This is a genomic window from Pseudomonas sp. UBA4617 (assembly GCF_002386445.1).
Classification (GTDB): Bacteria; Pseudomonadota; Gammaproteobacteria; order Pseudomonadales; family Pseudomonadaceae; genus Aquipseudomonas.
In genome coordinates, this window is sequence record NZ_DGIR01000022.1 from 31160 (window position 1) to 46753 (window position 15594).

17 protein-coding genes are annotated in these 15594 nt (G+C 65.4%); 8 read left to right on the forward strand and 9 right to left on the reverse strand.

The window, feature by feature from the left end; translation table 11 throughout:
• Nucleotides 1-43: 43 nt before the first annotated feature.
• The gene (gene argC, locus B4L76_RS09390) at nt 44-985 is read right to left on the reverse strand and encodes an N-acetyl-gamma-glutamyl-phosphate reductase (protein ID WP_296231982.1); all 942 of its coding nucleotides are present in this window, start codon (nt 983-985) and stop codon (nt 44-46) included.
• Between the two features lie 112 nt (nt 986-1097).
• Between argC and B4L76_RS09395 the strand changes: the two genes are divergently transcribed.
• The gene (locus tag B4L76_RS09395) at nt 1098-1979 is read left to right on the forward strand and encodes a LysR family transcriptional regulator (protein ID WP_296231983.1); all 882 of its coding nucleotides are present in this window, start codon (nt 1098-1100) and stop codon (nt 1977-1979) included.
• 25 nt (nt 1980-2004) lie between these two features.
• Here B4L76_RS09395 and B4L76_RS09400 read toward each other — a convergent pair whose 3' ends face one another.
• Nucleotides 2005-2211 carry a tautomerase family protein gene (locus B4L76_RS09400; RefSeq protein ID WP_061551649.1) on the reverse strand — a complete coding sequence of 69 codons (207 nt, stop codon included), beginning with the start codon at nt 2209-2211 and terminating at the stop codon, nt 2005-2007.
• A 17-nt stretch (nt 2212-2228) separates the two neighbouring features.
• On the reverse strand, nt 2229-2963 hold the full coding sequence (locus B4L76_RS09405) for an SDR family NAD(P)-dependent oxidoreductase (protein ID WP_296231985.1): 735 nt from the start codon (nt 2961-2963) through the stop codon (nt 2229-2231).
• Nucleotides 2964-3087: 124 nt separating this feature from the next.
• Between B4L76_RS09405 and B4L76_RS09410 the strand changes: the two genes are divergently transcribed.
• Nucleotides 3088-4008 (forward strand): LysR family transcriptional regulator, encoded by a 921-nt coding sequence (locus B4L76_RS09410; protein ID WP_296231986.1) that lies wholly within the window; start codon nt 3088-3090, stop codon nt 4006-4008.
• Nucleotides 4009-4102: 94 nt separating this feature from the next.
• Nucleotides 4103-4375 (forward strand): hypothetical protein, encoded by a 273-nt coding sequence (locus tag B4L76_RS09415; RefSeq protein WP_296231987.1) that lies wholly within the window; start codon nt 4103-4105, stop codon nt 4373-4375.
• Between the two features lie 127 nt (nt 4376-4502).
• On the opposite strand, the gene B4L76_RS09420 is transcribed toward B4L76_RS09415, so the two are convergent.
• A complete protein-coding gene (locus B4L76_RS09420; RefSeq protein WP_296231988.1) occupies nt 4503-5153 on the reverse strand; it encodes a TIGR04211 family SH3 domain-containing protein in 651 nt (216 codons plus the stop codon).
• A 226-nt stretch (nt 5154-5379) separates the two neighbouring features.
• Between B4L76_RS09420 and B4L76_RS09425 the strand changes: the two genes are divergently transcribed.
• A complete protein-coding gene (locus B4L76_RS09425; protein WP_296231989.1) occupies nt 5380-5865 on the forward strand; it encodes a VOC family protein in 486 nt (161 codons plus the stop codon).
• A 105-nt stretch (nt 5866-5970) separates the two neighbouring features.
• Here the strand turns inward: B4L76_RS09425 and B4L76_RS09430 are convergent, their stop codons facing one another.
• Nucleotides 5971-7719 carry a BCCT family transporter gene (locus B4L76_RS09430; protein ID WP_296231991.1) on the reverse strand — a complete coding sequence of 583 codons (1749 nt, stop codon included), beginning with the start codon at nt 7717-7719 and terminating at the stop codon, nt 5971-5973.
• 315 nt (nt 7720-8034) lie between these two features.
• Here B4L76_RS09430 and B4L76_RS09435 point away from each other — a divergent pair, with 315 nt between their 5' ends.
• The 4 genes from B4L76_RS09435 to B4L76_RS09450 all read left to right on the forward strand — a co-directional run bounded on the left by B4L76_RS09435 (nt 8035) and on the right by B4L76_RS09450 (nt 10220).
• A complete protein-coding gene (locus B4L76_RS09435) occupies nt 8035-8352 on the forward strand; it encodes a hypothetical protein (RefSeq protein ID WP_296231993.1) in 318 nt (105 codons plus the stop codon).
• A gap of 8 nt (nt 8353-8360) precedes the next feature.
• Nucleotides 8361-8561, forward strand: a complete 201-nt coding sequence (locus B4L76_RS09440; protein WP_296231994.1) for a DUF1289 domain-containing protein — start codon at nt 8361-8363, stop codon at nt 8559-8561.
• A gap of 54 nt (nt 8562-8615) precedes the next feature.
• Complete coding sequence (locus tag B4L76_RS09445) at nt 8616-9257, forward strand: LysE family translocator (RefSeq protein WP_296231996.1); 642 nt, start codon at nt 8616-8618, stop codon at nt 9255-9257.
• A 171-nt stretch (nt 9258-9428) separates the two neighbouring features.
• Complete coding sequence (locus tag B4L76_RS09450) at nt 9429-10220, forward strand: substrate-binding periplasmic protein (RefSeq protein WP_296231998.1); 792 nt, start codon at nt 9429-9431, stop codon at nt 10218-10220.
• Nucleotides 10221-10233: 13 nt separating this feature from the next.
• Here B4L76_RS09450 and B4L76_RS09455 read toward each other — a convergent pair whose 3' ends face one another.
• The 4 genes from B4L76_RS09455 to B4L76_RS09470 are packed head-to-tail and all read right to left on the reverse strand — an operon-like array spanning nt 10234 to nt 15366.
• Entirely contained in the window at nt 10234-11253 is a 1020-nt protein-coding gene (locus tag B4L76_RS09455; RefSeq protein WP_296231999.1) for an XdhC family protein, read from the reverse strand.
• A 44-nt stretch (nt 11254-11297) separates the two neighbouring features.
• A complete protein-coding gene (locus B4L76_RS09460) occupies nt 11298-12641 on the reverse strand; it encodes a cytochrome c (protein WP_296232000.1) in 1344 nt (447 codons plus the stop codon).
• 17 nt (nt 12642-12658) lie between these two features.
• Entirely contained in the window at nt 12659-14911 is a 2253-nt protein-coding gene (locus tag B4L76_RS09465) for a xanthine dehydrogenase family protein molybdopterin-binding subunit (protein ID WP_296232001.1), read from the reverse strand.
• A complete protein-coding gene (locus B4L76_RS09470) occupies nt 14911-15366 on the reverse strand; it encodes a (2Fe-2S)-binding protein (protein WP_296232002.1) in 456 nt (151 codons plus the stop codon). Before B4L76_RS09470 ends, B4L76_RS09465 begins: the two co-directional genes overlap by 1 nt.
• Between the last annotated feature and the right edge of the window lie 228 nt (nt 15367-15594).

Sequence of the window (15594 nt, forward strand, 5' to 3'; positions counted from 1 at the left end):
GCGCCGTGTCGGCGCGGGCCCTTAGTCTAACCGGTTTTGCCCATCAGCCTTGTAGCTGCAAGGCACCAAGCATCAGATCGAGGTTCTGCACTGCTGCGCCAGCGGCGCCTTTGCCGAGGTTGTCGAACACGGCGGTCAACAATACCTGGCCATGTTCAGGGTTGGCGAACAGTGCCAGGCGCAGGTCATTGCTGTCGTTCAACGCCTCCGGGTCCAGGTTCGGCGCCGCGCCGTGCTGATGCAGGGGCAGGACCTGGACGTGGCGGGCACCCTGGTAGTGCTGCTCCAGGCAAGCCTGCAACTGCGCAGCGCTGACCTGGCCGGGCAGCAGGCGCAACTGTAGCGGGATGCTCAGCACGATGCCCTGGCGGTAGGCCGCATAACCGGGCAGGAACATCGGCCGTGCCGACAGCCCGGCGTGCTGCTGAATTTCCGGCACGTGCTTGTGCGCCAGCTCCAGGCCATACAGTTGCAAGGTCGGGGCTTTGTCGGCACCGGGCTGCTCATGGCGTTCGACAGCCGCGCGGCCACCACCGGAATAGCCGGAGATGGCGTGGATGTTCAGCGGGTAATCCGCTGGCAGCAGGCCAGCCTTGACCAGTGGCCGCAGCAGGGCGATGGCGCCGGTGGGGTAGCAGCCGGGGTTGCTGACGCGTTTGCTGTGGGCGATGCGTTCGGCTTGCTGCTCGTCGAGCTCCGGCAGGCCATAGACCCAGCCAGGGGCCGTGCGGTGCGCCGAGCTTGCGTCGATCACCCGCACCTGCGGGTTGTCGATCGTCGCCACCGCTTCGCGCGCGGCATCGTCGGGCAGGCACAGCAGGGCGATGTCGGCGCTGTTGATCGCCTCGCGGCGACGTTGCGGGTCTTTGCGTTCGGCGTCCGGCAGGGTCAACAGGCTCAGGTCGCGGCGGCCTTGCAGGCGCGCATGGATCTGCAGGCCGGTGGTGCCTTGGTCACCGTCGATGAAGACAACAGGAGTGTGCATGGTCAGCGTCCGGTCGGGAGGGGATGGCCTATGCTCGCTTGTGGTGTAGATAAAGGAAATTTGAATATCATGACGGCAATATTCAGTGTTTCTGAACGTGACGGCTCTTGATATGCGTGAAATCAGCCTCGACCGCCTGCGCACGCTGGTGGTGATCGTCGACCTGGGCTCGTTTGCCGAGGCCGCCCGCCAGCTCAACCTGGCGCCGCCTACCATCAGCCTGCACGTGGCCGAGCTGGAGGCGCGCATCGGCGCGCCATTGCTCACCCGCGCCCGCGCTCAGGTACGCCCGACCGCCATCGGCGAAACCCTGCTGGCCCGCGCGCGACGCCTGCTGGCCGATGCCGACCAGGCGCTGGATGAAGTGCGCCGGCAGGTCGAGGGGTTGACCGGCAGGGTGCGCCTGGGTGCTTCGACCGGTGCCATTGCCCACCTGCTGCCGCAGGCGCTGGAGCATTTGCGTACCGCGCACCCGGGGATCGACGTGCAAGTACAGGTGCTGACGTCCCAGGCATCGCTGGCCCGCTTGCGCGAGGGCACCCTGGATATCGGCCTGGTCGCCTTGCCGCAGGTGGCTGGCAAAGGGCTAGAGGTCACCCCTTGGCGGCGCGACCCGATCCTCGCCTATGTGCCGGCCGACTGGCAGCCGCCGGCCAAGGTCACGCCGGCCTGGCTGGCGCAGCGGGCGTTGATCCTCAACGACAGCAGTACCCAGTTGTCGCGGGTAACCGGCGAGTGGTTCGCGGCGGCAGGGTTTTACCCCGAAGCACGGATCGAGCTGAACTATAACGATGCCATCAAGAGCCTGGTCGGGGCCGGATACGGGGCGACCTTGCTGCCGCAGGAGGGGGAGGTGGCCGAACTGGATCGGCGCATCGTCCGCCGACCGCTGCGCCCGGGGCTGTGGCGGCAATTGGGCATTGCCTGCCGTTACGGGCAGGTGGAGCGAGCCACCGGGCATGTGCTGCAGGCATTGCAGCGGTTGCGGCAGTAAGGGGGCTGCACAGCAGCCCCAGGCTTCACCCGCGTTCTCGCGCGCGTACCGCGGTCACCGTCTCGCCACCCACCCCCCAGTTATCGGTCGGCACTTCCTCGATTACCACGAAAGTACTGGCCGGCGGCTTGCCCAGCACCTGCTGCAGCATGCGCGTGGTCTGTTCGATCAACTGGCGCTTGTGTTCGGCGCTCACCCCTTCATCGGTCACGCGAATATGGACATACGGCATGTTGTTCGCGCCTCCGTTCAGTGCCAGGTGCCAGCGGTGCTACCGCCGTCCACCGGCAGGATGACACCGCTGACGAAGCGTGAATCCGCCAGGTACAGCACGGCGTCCACGACATCCTGCGGCGAGCCGGTGCGGCCACTGGGTGACAGCGCGCCCATCCCCTGCATGTTGCCACCGTGCAGCGGCGTGTCGATGATCCCGGGCGCTACGGCGTTGACCTGCACGCCGCTGGCCGCCAGCTCCAGTGCCAGGCCTTTCACCGCCTGGTTCAGGCCGCCCTTGACCAGCACCGGCAGCAGGGCCGGCACACGGGTGTCTGGTTGCAGGGCGATGGAGGCGGTGATGGCGATGATCTTGCCATGCCCCTGGCGGGTCATGATCCGCGCCGCTTCCTGGGCCGGGTAGAAGAACCCCTTGAGGTTGGTGCCGACCAGGGCGTCGACATCCGCCGCGCTGTACTCCGTGGCCGGTTTGGCAATGAAGATGCCAGCGTTGTTGATCAGCAGGTCGACACCGCCGAAGGCTTGCTCGGCGCGGGCGAACAGGCGCTGTGCGGTGTCTGGCTCGGCGATGTCGCCGGCTACGCCGATGAAACGCGAAGGGTGGCCGAGGCGGGCAGCAGCCTGCTCCAGGCGGGCCTGGCTGCGAGCGTTGCCGATCACGTTGTCGCCGCGTTCGAGGAAGGCCTCGGCGAGGGCGAAGCCCAGGCCGCTGGAGGCCCCGGTGATGATGACGGTGCGTGCGGTGTGCATGTGGCGGATCTCCAGTGAAGTGAGCCATGAGCTCGGTGTGGAGACACTCTAGGCCGTTACCGAAACTTGAAAAATGAGGCGCAAGGCATTTCAATCGATACACCATGTAATCAATCGAGCTGCCATGACCCGCCATTTCGATGACCTTCAACTGGGCAGCCTGGAGCTGTTCTGCCTGGCTGCCGACCGCGGCAGTTTCAGCGCGGCGGCCACCGAGGCTGGCGTTACGCCGGCGGCGGTCAGCCGCAGCGTGGCACGCCTGGAGGAACGCCTGGGTGTGCGCCTGTTTGTCCGCACCACCCGGCAGATGCGCCTGTCTGCTGCGGGGCAGGCCTATTACCAGCACTGTCGGCAGGCGCTGGGGCAACTGGTCGAGGCCGAGCGTCAGGTCGCGGGTGGTCAGGCCGAGCCGAGCGGCCGCTTGCGCATCAGCGCGCCCACGCCTTATGCCCACCACCGTTTGCTGCCGCTGCTGCCGCGGTTCCGCCAGCGCTACCCACGCGTGCAGGTGGACGTGCATGTCAGCAACCGCAACGTCGACTTTGCCGAGGAACCGTTCGACCTGGCCATTCGTGGCCGTGAGCCGGCTGATTCACGCCTGGTGGCGCGCCGCCTGGAGGAGGCCGAGCTGGTGGTGGTGGGCACGCCGGGCTACCTTGCCCGCGCCGGCACGCCGCAGACGCCGCATGACCTGCTGCAGCACGACTGCATCCAGTTCGAGATGCCGAGCAGCGGCCGTCGCCCGCCCTGGACCTTTCGCCAGGACGGGGGCCTGGTAGAAATTGACACCCAGGGCGCGTTCACCTGCCTCGGTGACTTCCTCGCTACCGCTACGCTGGTGCGCCATGGCGGCGGGTTGATGCAGGCTTACCGGTTTACCGTGCAGGATGCCCTGGCCAGTGGCGAGTTGGTGGAGGTGCTGAGCGAGTATGGCGGGACCTCCCGGCCCTTCATGTTGCTCTACCCTCAGGCCCGCTACATGCCGTTGCGGGTGCGGGTGTTCATCGACTTCCTGTTCGCCGAAGCAGGCTTGCCGGCAGGCTGAAGGGCTGTACGGCCGGCGAGGACGTTCTATGCTTTTCGCTGCGTCGGGTTGAATGAAGCCCGACGGACCTTATGGTTTTTCAGGAGAATGCTCCATGAGCCTTTCGAAATGCATCCCTCTGCTGGTGATTGCCTCCGTCCTCAGTTTTGCCGCTCACGCAGACCCGTCGAGCAACTGCGCGGCCAAGATCAAGGAGCTTGAAGACATCAACAAATCCGACGGTCAGGCCCTGCACGGTGGCATGGCGCATGACTATCACGAGCTGTTGAAACAGGCCAAGGAGGGGCAGGCTGCAGGCGACATGACCAAGTGCCAGGCCTCGGCTGACCGTGCCAAGACCATCTACAACAAGGCGCGCAGCAGGTAGCGGCTGCCGATGGCAGCCTCTTCGCAGCTAAACCCGCATCCACAGGATTGCCACCCGATCCAGGACTGCTGCAATACCTGTGGCAGCGGGTTTCCCGGCGAAGAGGCCGGCGCAGGATGGGGCCTACTCAGAACCAGCGATCATTCTTCTTGCGCCCACGGGTCAGCGCCGGCAGGATCAGCCCCGCCAGCAGGCCCGCGCCGGCAATGCTGCCGCCATACACCATGTAGCGCATCATCACCTGCTTGTTCTCGTCACCCAGGCGGGCCTTGGTGTCGCGCAGGTCCGACTGGCTCTGGTCCAGTTGCTCGCTCAACACCTGGTTGCGCGCCTGCAGTTCGTCGATCAGCTTCTTCCGCGAATCGAGCGTTTCCTGCATGCCCTGTACGCGATTCTTCCAGCTGTCGTCGATGGTTTTCAGTTGCCCGGTCAGGTCCGCGACCTGGGCGTCGAGCTGCGGCAGGCGCTCGCCCTGGCCTGGTACCGCTTGCAGGTCGCTGCTGAGAATCCACACGAGATCGCCATTCTGGCCTCGCACCTGGCTGTAGTTGCCCTGGGTGCCGATCAGGGTCAGTTTCTGCCCGGACTTGAGGGTGCCGACGATGCGGTGGCCGTCGGTCGGGCCGCTACGCACGTAGGTGCTCAGGTTGTCGCTGACCCAGCGTGCATCGCTGGCGGGCTCTTCGGCGTGCACCGGTGCGGCAAGGGCCAGCAGGGTGGCGATCAGGCCGCTGCGCAGGGCAGTGAGGGCGGAAGCAGTTGGGCGGGAATCGGGCATGTTGGTCTTCGCTGAAACAGGACAAAAGTAGGCCCGGTGACCTGGGCCGATGAACCGGTCGGTGAGTTGACCGCCAGCGAAAGACCGCTTTTTTGTCAGCAGGTTCACCACCTGATATCGGAAATGTCTGCAGAATGTTGCTGAGACCGCCACCATGCCAGGTATGGCGCCGTGATTGCCAAGACGGGCTAGACTCAACTGCTCACCTCTTTCATGGAGCAATACCATGACTGCCAAGAACACCATTTGCCTCTGGTACGACAACGATGCCGAGGCGGCGGCGAACTTCTACGCCCGCATCTTTCCCGATACCCGGGTGACTGCGGTGCACAGGGCGCCGGGCGATTACCCGTCGGGCAAGCAGGACGATGTGATCACGGTCGAATTCACCGTCATGGGCCTACCCTGCGTGGGGCTCAATGGCGGCAAGGCTTTCACCCATTGCGAGGCGTTTTCGTTCCAGGTCAGTACCGAGGACCAGGCCGAGACTGACCGTTATTGGCATGCCATTGTCGATAATGGCGGCGAAGCCAGCGTTTGCGGCTGGTGCAAGGATCGATGGGGGATTTCCTGGCAGATCACCCCACGCATCCTGATCGAAGCCATCGGCCACCCGGATCGTGCGGCGGCCAAGCGCGCGTTCGACGCCATGATGCAGATGGGCAAGATCGACGTGGCCAGGATCGAGGCTGCGCTGAAGGGGGTGAGCTGAGGGTCGGCAGCAGCGCGTGTGAGAGCGGGGCCACCGGCGAACAGCGGCGAAGCCGGTGCCACATGCCGGATTTTCTGCCGGATACCCGCTCCCACGCAGGCCGCATCAGGTTTCGGACACTTCGCTTGCCGCCACGGTTGCCTTGCTGGACGCCTTTTTCTCCTGTACCACGATATAGAACTCCTCGCCGTGCTTGACCGCACCATACAACACGGCCTTTTCGATCAGTTCGTTGCCACGCAGGTGGCGCAGCATCATCGGGTCCTTGCGCAGGTCGCGGTACAGCGCCAGGCACAACAGCGCCATCACCACCACGAATGGCAGGGCCACGACGATGGTCAGGTTCTGCAGCCCGGTCAGGGCCTCGCCGGGCGCGCGCGGGTCGCCGATGGCCAGCATGATTGCCGCCACCGTACCGGTCAGCGCACCCCAGAAGATCACCGTGCGCCGCGATGGCGTGGTAGTGCCGTGCTCCGACAGCGTGCCCATGACCAGCGAGGCGGCGTCGGCACCCGAGACGAAGAAGATGCCTACCAGGACCATCACCAGCACCGAGGTCGCCGACGCCAGCGGGTAGCTGTCCAGCAGCTGGTACAACGCATGGTTACTGTTGACTGCACCATTGGCCAGCTGGAAGGCGCCTTCGCGCAGGGCCTCGATGCCCGCGCCGCCGAAGATGGTGAACCACACCAGGCTGACCAGGCTCGGTACCAGCAATACGCCGGTAACGAACTGGCGGATGGTGCGCCCGCGGCTGATACGGGCAATGAACATGCCGACGAAGGGCGTCCAGGAGATCCACCAGGCCCAGTAGAACACGGTCCAGCCGGCCAGCCAGCTGTTCATCTGCTCACCGCCGCTGGCGTTGGTGCGGGCCATCATTTCCGGCAGCATCTTTATGTAGATGCCGATCGAAGTGGGCAGCAGGTTGAGCATCAGCAAGGTCGGGCCGACCATGAACACGAATGCCGCCAGCACCAGTGCCAGTACCATGTTGGTGTTGGACAGCCACTGGATACCCTTGCCGATGCCCGAGACCGCCGAAGTGACGAAGGCAATGGTCAGCAGGGTGATGACCGAGATATAGAACAGCTTGCCGGGGCTTTCGATCCAGCCGTTGTATTCCAGGCCGCCAGCGATCTGCAGGGCACCCAGGCCCAGTGAAGCGGCCGAGCCGAACAACGTGGCGAAGATCGCCATCATGTCGATCAGGCGGCCCAGCGGGCCGTTGGCATGCTTGCCGATCAACGGCCGGAAGGCCGCGGAAATCAGCTGCGAGCGGCCCCGCCGGAAGGTGCCGTAGGCAATCACCAGGCCGACGATGGCGTACATGGCCCAGGGGTGCAGGGTCCAGTGGAACAGCGTGGTAGCCATGGCCACCTGCATCGCTTCGCTCGATTGGCCGCTGGCCGACCCTGGCGGTGGTGACACATAGTGCGACAGGGGCTCGGCAACGCCGAAGAACATCAGGCCGATACCCATGCCGGCGCTGAACATCATCGCCACCCAGGACACTGTGCGGAATTCAGGCTGCTCACCGTCACGCCCTAGCGGAACCCGGCCGTAGCGGCTGGCGGCCAGCCACAGCACGAACACCACGAACAAGGTGGACGTCAGCACGAAGAACCAGCCGAAGTTGAGAATGACCCAGGATTGCGCGCTGGAGGCACTGCTGGCCAGGCTGGCCTGGTTGAGGAAGCCCCAGAGGACGAAAGCGATTGCCAGCAGGCTGGTGAAGCCGAAGACGATCCAGTCGAGCTTGCCCTCGAAATGCCGGTCCTGGCGCGCTTCTGCGGTTTTCGAGGGGTCCGTCACGCCAAGGTCGAGCGTTTCGGTGATGTGTTCCTTTGCCATGTATGTTGGGGCCCTTTTTCTGGCTTACCTGCTGGCGCAGGCTTGTTGTGTGTGGGCTACCGAGCTGGAGCATTGCCTCGGCGGGAAACTGCTGGCGCGATTATCCTGCGCAGGAAATGCCGACACCTGTCCCGATAGCGCCGTGGGGCGTCCATTACGCGACCTGGCAAATATTTTTAGTTCTGAGGGCGGATGGCCCTTTCTGCCCCGCGTTCTGGTACCCTGAAGGGCATTACCCGGGCCCGCACATACGAGCACCGTAGAAGCGTTGCTGCTTGCGGGCCTGGCCGTACCAGGAAACGGAGATTCGTCAACATGGCCACTGACCGTGTGAGCCTGATTCATTTCGATAAATTGAGCATGAGCCCTGCCGCTGCCGACCGGTTCCAGAAAGCCCTCGACGCGCTGGAAGCGCTCAAGCTGCAGGACCGTTACGTGTACCTCATCGCTCCTTATCTGGGTGATATCGCCGACGCCTCCGACCACGAGCAACTGGACACCGCCCTGGAGCAGGGCCAGCGTGTGGTCGATGAGTTGCTGAAAGCGAGGTCGGTCAGCAAGGTCAAGGCCGAGGACGTACGCCAGGTGTTCCAGGGCGCCGCCGCACAGGCGCGCGCAGCCATGCCTGGCTAAGTGGCAGCATGGCCAAAGACATCGACAACCCTTGCGTCTCGCTGTGCCAGCTCAATAGCGAGTTATGCATGCGCTGTGGCCGCACCCGCGACGAAATCCGCAAATGGCGGGGCATGAAACGCCCCGAGAAGATGGCCACCGTGCAGCGGTCGGCCACGCGCATGAAAGCTATCGCCAAGAAGGCGGCCAAGCGGCAGAATGCCGACTGAACCTGCGTATCCTGCACGCTGCCCTTCCTGTTTTTGTCGTCTGACGAGCCTGAAATGGATTCTCACTCGCTGTTAGCCTTTACCCTGGTCGCGGCCATCGCGATCGCCAGCCCTGGCCCTGCCACCCTGATGGCTATCAACAACAGCCTTGCCCACGGCCAGCGCAGCGCCATCTGGTCGTCGCTGGGCAATGGCTCGGGCCTGTTCTGCCTGTCGGCTGCAGCCATGCTCGGGCTTGGCGCACTGCTGGCCAGTTCTGAAATGCTCTTCAATGCCGTGAAGGTCCTGGGCGCCGGCTACCTGTTCTACCTGGGGGCGCGGCAGTTGCTGAAAACCAGCCCGATGCTGGCACAGGGTGGCGCAGAGGGGGCGGCCAAGGTGCGGCCCACGCCGCTGAAGTTGTACAAGTCGGCGTTCTTCACGGCAGTCACCAACCCCAAGGCGACCATGTTCTTTACCGCGCTGTTCCCCCAGTTCATCGACCAGGGCGCGGCGTTGCTGCCCCAGTTCCTGGTACTGACCGGGATTTTCGTCGCGTTGTCGCTGGTTTCGCTGAGCCTGTATGCCGCACTGGCGGCACGTGCCAAGGGTGTACTCACTCGGCCGGCGCTTTCGCGCTGGGTAAGCCGGGTGGTGGGCACCACCTTTATCGGCTTTGGCGCGGCGATCCTGGCGATGCGACGGCAAGGGGCCTGAAGTACGTGTGATGTGCGAGCAACTCCCGGGCTTCTATACACCTATTCTGGCCGGCAGCGTTTTGCCGGCCTGTGTTGTGCCGGGCGATAGACGGCCAGCCTGTTGCCCGCCAGTGGTCCAGACTGTCCATGACGTGCACAGCGGGTTGCTGCCGCCGACCGAGGGTAGTCGATGATCGAGCGTTGCTTTCGCCACGCCTTGCGGCTGTTGCCGTGCCTGTGGCTGCTGCCCATGGCGGCGGTAGCAGACGAAGCGTGCCGGCGGCTGACAGCCACCGGCAATGCCGAATACCCGCCCTACCTGTGGCGTGACCCGCAGAACCCCCGGCAACTGATCGGTGCCAATGCCGACCTGCTGAAGTACCTGGGCAAGCAGCTGGGGCTGGACATCGAAGTGATTTACGGCGGGCCATGGTCGCGCGCGCAGGAAGAAGTGCGTAGTGGCCGTATCGACCTGATGGCCGGGTATTTCCTGACCCAGGCCCGCCAACAGCAGATGGATTTCATCTACCCGCCATTCCTGCATACCCCGAGCGTGGTCTGGGTGCGCCAGGACAATATCTTCGCCTACCGGCAATGGGCCGATCTCAAAGGCCGCAAGGGCGGCACGCTGGTCAGCAACAGCCATGGCCAGCAGTTCGACGACTATGCCAGGGCCAACCTCACCCTCGAAGCTGTACCGGGGGCCAGGCAGGCGTTCGAGAAGCTGCTGCACAAGCGCAGCGATTACGTGGTGTATGAGCAGTATCCCGGCATGGCGCTGGTGCGCAGCCTGGGTATCGCGGGGACGGTACAGGTGCTGGCGCCGCCGATTTCCAGCGAAGGGCTGTACCTGGCGATGTCGCATCACTCGCCCTGCAACCAGCCGCGTTTGCGTGAAGCGCTGGCGCGGGAGATGGAAAAGGTCGTTGCCGGGGCGCTGCCCGAGCAGTTGCTGCAACAGAGCCTGGAGCGCTGGCAGTAACCGCCTGCGGCTCCTACAGCGACCGCGCCAGCTGTTCGGCCTCCTTGGCCCGGGTCACGCTTAGCGCACCGGGCAGGCTGACGGCGTTCTTCGCAGCGAGGAGCTCGGCCATCACGCTGACGGCGATCTCCGCCGGTGTCTTGCTGCCGATATAGATACCGATAGGGCCGTGCAGGCGCTGCAGCGATGCTTCGCTTTCGCCGAAGTGTTCGATCAGGCGCTCACGGCGCAGCTGGCTATTGCGCCGCGAGCCAATGGCACCGATGTAGAACGCCGGGCTGTGCAAGGCTTCGAGCAGCGCCAGGTCGTCCAGCTTGGGGTCGTGGCTGACCGCGACGATGGCGCTGCGCAGGTCCGGGGCAAAGGCGCGCACGACGTCGTCCGGCATACCGGTCAGGCGGGTGACGCCGGCGACATTCCAACCGGCCGTGTACTCCGGGCGCGGGTCGCACAGGGAAACACTGAAGCCGTTGAACAGGGCCATGGTCGCCAGGTATTCGGCCAGCGCACCGGCACCGATCAGCAGCAAGCGGTAGCCCGGGCCGAGGGTGGTGCACAGGCGCTGGCCATCGAAGCTGAACAGCTCGGGCGTGCGGGTGGCGGTGAGGCTGGCTTGGCCGCTACGCAGGTCGAGGTCGCGGCGCACCAGATTGCCGCTGTCGAGGCCGGCCAGCAGCTGTTCCAGCTGTGGCAGCGATGGGGCGAACTCCAGCACCAGTTCCAGGGTGCCGCCGCAGGGCAGGCCGAAACGGTGGGCGTCGTCGGCGCTGACGCCATAGCGCACCAGCTGCGGCAGGCCCTCAGGCATTCCGGGGCCACCATGGGCGCTGGTGTAGCGCTGGATGAGGTCGTCTTCGATACAGCCGCCGGAGACACTGCCGACTACCCGGCCATCGTTGCGCAGGGCCATCATCGAGCCCACCGGGCGCGGTGAGGAGCCCCAGGTGCGCGCGACCGTGGCGAGCAGGGCACGGTGACCGGCGGCGAGCCAGTCGCGGGTGGTGCGCAGCACCAGCAGATCGATGCTTTCCATGGTTACTCCGCTAAACCTGATGTTCAAGGGCCGCCAGAGGCATCTCAGCGCATATGCAGGATGATCGGGCTGCTGCTGGCCGGGCCGGTATGCCCACGCAGCTTACCTACCGCCTGTGCACTCACTGCACCGCCCTGATTGCCCCAGGCTGTGCGCACGAAGCTCAGCACTGCGGCAATTTCCTCATTGCTCAACTGTTCGCGGAACGCTGGCATGCGATAGGCATCCGGCAAGCCCGCCGTGACCACCCGCTGCGAACCGTTGAGGGTGATGTTGATCGCCGAAGCGTCTTCCTTGGCCAGTGCCGAGGTGGCTCCAGCCAAGGGTGGCATCCACTCGACCTGGCCCTTGCCATCCAGGCCGTGGCACGATGCGCAACGGGTCACATAGGTATGTGCCCCGGGGCTGTCGAGCCGCATTGCCGTCGATTGGGCCTGGTACTGCCACGGTGGGCCGTCGCGTTGCGGATCGCCAGGCAGCGACTTCAGGTAATGCGCGATCGCTGCCAGGTCCGTGTCGCTCATGAATTGCGTGGAGTTGTTGAAGGCCTCGGTCATCGAACCGAATACCACGGCGTGGCGGTTGCGCCCGGTCTTGAGGAATTGCGCTATTTCCGCTTCGCTCCAGCGCCCCAGCCCGGTGTTGTGGTCGGCGCGCAAGCTCGGTGCGTACCAGCCATCGAGGAGGGCGCCGGCGAGGAACGGCTTGCCACTGTCATCCAGGGCCTTCTCGTTGAAAGCCAGGCCGCGCGGAGTGTGACAGCTGCCGCAGTGGCCAGGGCCCTGGACCAGGTAGGCGCCGCGGTTCCATTGTGCATCCTTGCCTGGCTGGTCGGCGTACGGCGTGCTGGTGGCGAACAGGCCGTTCCACACGGCGATGGGCCAACGCAGGTTCAGCGGCCAGGGAATGTCGCCGGGCTGGTTGGCCTGCGCTGCCGGTTGCACGCCGAGCATGAAGAAGGCATACAGCGCCTTGACATCGTCATCGCCAAGCCTGGCGTAGGACGGGTAGGGCATCGCCGGGTACAACCGCCGGCCGTCGGGCGTGACGCCATGGCGCACGGCGCGGTCGAAGTCGGCCAGGCTGTAGCGACCGATGCCGTTGTCGCGGTCGGGGGTGATATTGGTGGCATGAATGGCGCCCAGCGGGGTGGCCATTTTCAGCCCGCCGGCGAACGGTTTGCCGTCCGGCACGCTGTGGCAGGCTACGCAGTCGCTGAGCCGGGCCACGTACTCGCCACGGCTGACCAGCGCCGGGTCGGCGGCCGTGGCCTGTTCGCCGGTAAACGGCGAAACGGGCTCGCGGGTGACATACCAGGCCAGCAGGCCTGCCGCGACCAGGCATGGCACCGCCAGCCAGCCAGCGGTTCTTGCGAAACGATGGGTCATGGTGCGTCCTTGTACGGTCAGCCGAAGGTATGGCGGCTCAGCGGCAGGCTGCGCACGCGCTGGCCGGTCAGTTGCGCGACCGCGTTGACCACCGCCGGGGCGACGGCGGGCAGCGGTGGCTCGCCGATACCGCCCATCTTCGCCCCACTCTCGACGATACGGACATGCACCCGGGCCATGCGCGAAGGCGGCAGGATCGGGTACAGGTCGTAGTTGCGCGCGCGTGGCTTGCCGTCGACGTATACCGCTTCTTCCAACAGCGTCTGCGACAGGCCCAGGGCGACGGCGCCGTTGACCTGGTGCTCGATGATCGCCGGGTTGACGATGCTGCCCGGGTCGATGGCCTGCCAGATGTCGTGCACCTTGACCTGGCCGTTCTCGATCGACACCTCGGCAATCACCGCCGCCTCGGAGCCGAACGGCGAGGCCATGGCCACGCCGCGTGCGCGCTTGCTGCCGTCCTCGGCAGTGAACGGCCCGCGCTTCCAGCCGCCAGACAGTTCGGCAACCGCCTGCAGCAGGGTGGTCAGGCGCGGGTTGTCGCGCAGCAGGTGCAGGCGCAGCTCGAACGGGTCCTTGCCGCCCTTGTCGGCCAGTTCGTCAAGGAACGATTCATAGAAGAAGTCATTCAGCGAATTGCCCACCGAGCGCCAGTAGCCAAGCATGGCCGGGCCTTTGACGTAGACCTGGGCGATGCGTTTGTTGGCGATGGCGTAGGACTTGCCCGACAGCCCTTCGAGCGCAGTCGGGTCGAGCTTCTCGCCCTGTTTGCCGGCGAGGGCTTCGGTCGGGCCTTCGGTGGCGCTCACGGCCTCGATGGCCACCGGCAGGCCGTCGGCGTCCAGCCCGGCACGGAATTTCACCACGGCCACCGGGCGCAATACGTCACGCAGGAACTCTTCCTCGCGGCTCCAGATGAGCTTCACCGGGCGGCCGACCGCCTTGGCCAGGGCAATCGCCTGAGGGTAGGGGTTGGCCGAATCGTACAGGAAGTGGCGGCCGAAGAAGCCACCCAGCAACGGCGAATGCAGGGTGATCTGTGCCGGGGCCAGGCCGGTGCGCCGGGCGATGTCGTCACGGAACATGTCCGGCGCCTGGTTGGGCAGCCACACCTCCAGCGAACCGTCGCCATTGAAGCGCGCCAGTGCCGAGGGTGGCTCAAGCTGGGCATGGTTGAGGTACTGGTTGTGGTAGGTCGCCTCGACGCGGGTCTTGGCACTGGCCAGCATGCCAGCCACATCGCCCTGGTTTTCCTCATCACGGGCCGGGGCTTCTACCGTGGCCAGATGCTCGCGCCAGCCATCGCTGGAGAAATCGGCCGGCATTGGCCGTACCGGGCTGTCGGCGGCAGGCTCCTGCCAGTCCACCTGGATGGCTTCTACCGCACGCTTGGCGTGCCACCAGCGCTCGGCAACCACGGCCACGGCGCCTGGCAGCTGATGCACCGAGTGCACGCCCGGCATGGCCTTGACCTGCTCTTCGTTGCGCAGGCTACCGACAGTCATGCCCAGGCGTGGCGCGTGCTGCACGGCAGCATGGAGCATGCCGTCGACCTTGACGTCGATGCTGTACACGGCCTTGCCGGTGGACTTGTCATAGGCATCCAGGCGGCGTACCGGTTTGCCGATCCAGCGAAACTGGCTGGGGTCGCGCAGCTTGACGCTGGCCGGGTCGGGTACCGGCAGGTCCATGGCCCGTGCGGCCAGTTCACCATAGGGCACAGAGCGCCCGCTCGTGGTATGTACCACGGTACCCGGCGTGGTAGTGAGTTGCTCAACCGGTACGCCCAACTGCTCGGCGCCTGCCTGCAGGAGCATGGCGCGGGCGAGGGCGCCCAGGCGGCGCATGGTCGGGTAGCTCATGCGTACCGACATGCTGCCGCCGGTGATACGCATGCCGTTTTCCATCACTACATAGGCTTCCCCAGGCGGGGCGCTGTCGACCACGAACCTGGCCGGGTCGACATCCAGCTCTTCGCCGACGATCTGGGCCATGGCGGTGAAAGGGCCTTGCCCGCCTTCCATGAACGGGCTGAGCAGACGCACCGTGCCGTCCGGGCGGATCTCCAGGAAGGCCGGCACCTGGGTACCGCGTTCGGCGCTGGCTGCGGCCGCTGCCTGCACGCGGGCCGAGCCCATGGGCAGGCCAAAGCCAAGCACCAGAGCCCCGACAGCCGTACCGGCGAGGAAGCGCCGACGCGACAGGTTGAGGGTCGCGCCGTGCTGCAACTTGAGCAGTTCTTCTGCAGGGGTATCGACGGGCGTGCGCATCAGGCCTTCTCCCCTTGGGCCAGGTCATGCATGGCGGCATGGATGGCGTTGTAGGTGCCGCAGCGGCACAGGTTGACCATCGCCGCGTCGATCTGCGCATCAGTGGGCCTGGGCGTGTGCTTGAGCAGAGCAGTAGCCGCCATCACCTGGCCGGACTGGCAATAGCCGCACTGGGCAACCTGGTGCTCGACCCACGCCGCGACCACCCGCTTGCCGACGGCGTCGGCCTCGATCGCCTCGATGGTAGTCACCTCGCGCCCGACCACACCGGCCACCGGCGTGACGCAAGCGCGCACCACATTGCCGTCCACCAGCACCGAACAGGCGCCGCACTGGGCCAGGCCGCAGCCATACTTGGTGCCGGTCAGACCCAGGTCGTCGCGGATCACCCACAGCAGTGGCGTGTCGGCGTCTGCCTCGACCTGGTAGGTCTTCTGGTTGATGCGTAGCTCCATGGTTCACCTGCCCGTCAACGGTTGCTGTCGCTGTGCTTTTGCTGATCGGGGAATACGCTGTTCCCCAGTCCGGAAACGCTAGCACAGGGGGCTGACCGCTGGTCGGCTGCAAGGGGCAGGTTCAGAGGATCAGGCAAGTAATTCGGCGGAATGCGCAAGCTGGTCGCGCAAACAGGACTTCCGCCGGGAAAACCCGGATAATGCCGGCCACTTTCGTTTTGCACGCTT

Excerpts from the sequence above, each read along its gene's own strand:
- argC (WP_296231982.1), bottom strand. The coding sequence starts at position 985 with ATGCACACTCCTGTTGTCTTCATCGACGGTGACCAAGGCACCACCGGC.
- B4L76_RS09395 (WP_296231983.1), top strand. The coding sequence starts at position 1,098 with ATGCGTGAAATCAGCCTCGACCGCCTGCGCACGCTGGTGGTGATCGTC.
- B4L76_RS09400 (WP_061551649.1), bottom strand. The coding sequence starts at position 2,211 with ATGCCGTATGTCCATATTCGCGTGACCGATGAAGGGGTGAGCGCCGAA.
- B4L76_RS09405 (WP_296231985.1), bottom strand. The coding sequence starts at position 2,963 with ATGCACACCGCACGCACCGTCATCATCACCGGGGCCTCCAGCGGCCTG.
- B4L76_RS09410 (WP_296231986.1), top strand. The coding sequence starts at position 3,088 with ATGACCCGCCATTTCGATGACCTTCAACTGGGCAGCCTGGAGCTGTTC.
- B4L76_RS09415 (WP_296231987.1), top strand. The coding sequence starts at position 4,103 with ATGAGCCTTTCGAAATGCATCCCTCTGCTGGTGATTGCCTCCGTCCTC.
- B4L76_RS09420 (WP_296231988.1), bottom strand. The coding sequence starts at position 5,153 with ATGCCCGATTCCCGCCCAACTGCTTCCGCCCTCACTGCCCTGCGCAGC.
- B4L76_RS09425 (WP_296231989.1), top strand. The coding sequence starts at position 5,380 with ATGACTGCCAAGAACACCATTTGCCTCTGGTACGACAACGATGCCGAG.
- B4L76_RS09430 (WP_296231991.1), bottom strand. The coding sequence starts at position 7,719 with ATGGCAAAGGAACACATCACCGAAACGCTCGACCTTGGCGTGACGGAC.
- B4L76_RS09435 (WP_296231993.1), top strand. The coding sequence starts at position 8,035 with ATGGCCACTGACCGTGTGAGCCTGATTCATTTCGATAAATTGAGCATG.
- B4L76_RS09440 (WP_296231994.1), top strand. The coding sequence starts at position 8,361 with ATGGCCAAAGACATCGACAACCCTTGCGTCTCGCTGTGCCAGCTCAAT.
- B4L76_RS09445 (WP_296231996.1), top strand. The coding sequence starts at position 8,616 with ATGGATTCTCACTCGCTGTTAGCCTTTACCCTGGTCGCGGCCATCGCG.
- B4L76_RS09450 (WP_296231998.1), top strand. The coding sequence starts at position 9,429 with ATGATCGAGCGTTGCTTTCGCCACGCCTTGCGGCTGTTGCCGTGCCTG.
- B4L76_RS09455 (WP_296231999.1), bottom strand. The coding sequence starts at position 11,253 with ATGGAAAGCATCGATCTGCTGGTGCTGCGCACCACCCGCGACTGGCTC.
- B4L76_RS09460 (WP_296232000.1), bottom strand. The coding sequence starts at position 12,641 with ATGACCCATCGTTTCGCAAGAACCGCTGGCTGGCTGGCGGTGCCATGC.
- B4L76_RS09465 (WP_296232001.1), bottom strand. The coding sequence starts at position 14,911 with ATGCGCACGCCCGTCGATACCCCTGCAGAAGAACTGCTCAAGTTGCAG.
- B4L76_RS09470 (WP_296232002.1), bottom strand. The coding sequence starts at position 15,366 with ATGGAGCTACGCATCAACCAGAAGACCTACCAGGTCGAGGCAGACGCC.